Consider the following 2,943-nt stretch of genomic DNA (forward strand, 5'->3'; position numbering starts at 1 on the left):
CGCCGCGCCGCCGGACTCAGGACCCGGAGGCCGCCCGCGGCTTGAATACGTGGCGTGAATACGTGGCTTGAAGACGCGGACAGGACGTGGGAGCAGGAAATGGGTTCTGCAGATGGCAGGGCACCGGAAAGTCTCGTCATGGATCTCAGCGCACTGGGTTCCGCTCCCCTGCCGCTCGTGGGCGGAAAGGCCCTGAACCTCGGCAAGCTCACGGCCGCCGGGTTCCGTGTACCCCGCGGATTCTGCCTCACCACGGTTGCCTACCGAAAGGCGGCCCCGGCCGAACTGGACGCGCTGGCGGCCCGGCTGGACGCCGCGCAGCCCCACCCGTCGAACGACGGCGAAACAGACCGCGGCGAAATAGGCGACGGCGACTCCCGCCAGCCAGGCCGTCCCGGGTTGGTCCGGACCGGACCGGACCTGGGTGAACTGGCCCGGCAGGCGCGGGAAATGATCGTGACCGCGCCGATTCCCGCCGACGTCGATGCCGCCCTTCGCGGCGCGTATGCCGCGCTCGGCAGCCGGTCCACAGTGGCCGTCAGATCCTCCGCCACCGCCGAGGACCTGCCCTTCGCCAGCTTCGCCGGTCAGCAGGATTCCTTCCTGAACATCTCCGGAGCCGACGCCGTGGTCGAGTCGGTCCGGCGCTGCTGGGCCTCACTCTGGACCGAACGGGCTGTGGCCTACCGCGCCGCCAACGGGATCAGCCACCGTGAGGTGGGCCTCGCCGTCGTCGTCCAGGACCTCATCACCGCCACCAGCGCCGGCGTGCTCTTCACCGCCAATCCCGTGACGGGCACCCGGACCGAAACGGTCATCGATGCGAGCGCCGGGCCCGGCCAAGCGGTGGTCTCCGGCAGCGTCAACCCGGATCATTTCGTCGTGGATACGGCCACGGGACGCATTCTCCTCCGTTCGCCGAAGGGGACGTCAGTCCGGCGGCGGCCGAGCCTGGACGACGCCCGGATCCGCGAACTCACGGCCCTCGGCGATACCGTCCAGGGGCTGTTCGGGGCACCCCAGGATGTGGAATGGGTGATCGACGCCGCGGGCAGGATCTGGGTGACCCAGTCGCGGCCCATCACTACGTTGTATCCGCTGCCGGAGCCTGCGGCCGCCGAACCGCTGGGCGCGGAGGCACGGGCCGACGTCGACCCCCACGTCTACCTGTGCGGCACCTTGCTCCAGGGCCTGACCAGGCCCCTGACCCCCATGGGGCTCTCCGTGCTGGGCTCAATGCGGAACCGCAACGGGCCGTGGCGGTACGTCAACCCGGGATTGCGGATGTATGTGGACGTGACGCCCATGGTGCGCAACAGGTACGGCCGCCGCTACCTGCTGCGGATGCTTCCGCTGGCGGACGGCAGGTCCGGCGCGGTTTTTCCGGCACTCCTGGATGACCCGCGGTTCGGCGTGCGCAAACGGCCGTCCCGGCGGCCACGGCACGGCGCGGCGGGCAGGCTGGCCCCCCGGCGGCCGGGGACCGGCAGCGGCGCAGCAGGCAATAGCGCAGGGCGCGATCCCGGAACCATGGCCGGCCTGGGCCTGACGGTCCGGCTGCTTCCGTCCCTGGTGCGGGCCGCGGTGCGGCCGTCCGCCGAACTGCGCCGCGCCTTCGATTACGGAGATCGCCTTCAATCCGAACTTGTCCTGCCGGAACCGGCCACCACTTTTGGCCGGCTCGATCACGCCCAGCGCATCCTGGAGAACACCGTGGACGGGCTGATCCTGGCGACGCTGCCCGGACCGTCTGTTGGATACCTCATGCTGGCCGGGGCGCGCAGGCTGCTGCGCGGCATCGCGGCACCGCGGGAACTCGAGGCCGTGTTGCGGGGTCTGCCCAACAATGTCACCACCGAGATGGACCTCGAGCTCTGGCAACTGGCCGTCACCGTCGGCGCGAATGCCGCGTCCCGGGAGGTGTTCCTGGCCCACGGGCCAAGGGAACTGGCCGCCCTGTACAAGGCCGGCTCGCTGCCCGCAGTGGCACAGACCGGCCTGCACGGGTTCCTGGACCGCTACGGCCACCGCGCCGTGGCGGAGATCGACCTTGGCATGCCGCGGTGGTCGGAGAAGCCGGACCACATCCTCGGGATGATCTCGAACTACCTGCATGTGGCCGACCCCGAGCAGGCGCCCGACCGGCAGTTCGCCCGCGCCGAGGAACATGCCGAGGCCAGGATCCGCAGCCTGGTGGAACGGACCAGGGGCCGCAGCCGGATCCGTGCCCGGCTGGTGGAATTCTGCCTGCACCGGACCCGCCAGCTGTCCGGACTGCGCGAACTGCCCAAGTTCTACATCATCCTCGCCCTCGCGGAAATGCACCGCCAGCTCAACGCGATCGGCATCGAGCTGGCCCGGTCCGGTGCGATCGCCGCCGCGGACGACGTGTATTTCCTGGAATTCGACGAGGTCCGTGTGGGTTTGCGGGGTGCCGACCTCAAGGGCATCGTCGCGGGCCGCCACCGGATCTACGACGTCGAACTGCGCCGGCGCCGGATTCCCCGGCTCCTGCTCTCCGACGGCACGGATGTGGAGGCGGCCGTGATGGCCAAGTCCCCCGCTTCCGGCGCCCTCGCCGGGACACCGGCGTCGGCCGGCACCGCCACCGGAACGGTCCGGGTCATCCTGGATCCGGTGGGCGCGCACCTCGAGCCCGGGGAAATCCTCGTGGCGCCCTCCACCGACCCCGGCTGGACGCCGCTGTTCATGACGGCCGGCGCCCTGGTGATGGAAATGGGCGGGGTGATCTCGCACGGCGCCGTGGTGGCCCGCGAATACGGCATCCCGGCGGTGGTGGGCGTGCCGGACGCGACCACCCGTTTGCGGACCGGTGAGACCGTGACCGTGGACGGATCGGCCGGAACGGTGCGGCAGGTGGATTCCCCGCTCTCCCCGCGACGGCCGCCGGCAGCCTGGCTGGCTGAGCGTGGACCTCCGGAC

General features: G+C 70.8%; 1 protein-coding gene. It reads left to right on the plus strand.

Going from position 1 to position 2,943, the window contains the following annotated elements:
* Window positions 1–138: 138 nt before the first annotated feature.
* Window positions 139–2,943, plus strand: a 2,805-nt coding sequence (locus tag Y706_RS25970) for a PEP/pyruvate-binding domain-containing protein (RefSeq protein ID WP_253906818.1), incomplete at its 3' end; no start/stop codon positions are given.

Origin of the sequence: Arthrobacter sp. I3 (assembly GCF_000520575.1) — a bacterium.
Classification (GTDB): Bacteria; Actinomycetota; Actinomycetes; order Actinomycetales; family Micrococcaceae; genus Arthrobacter; species Arthrobacter humicola_A.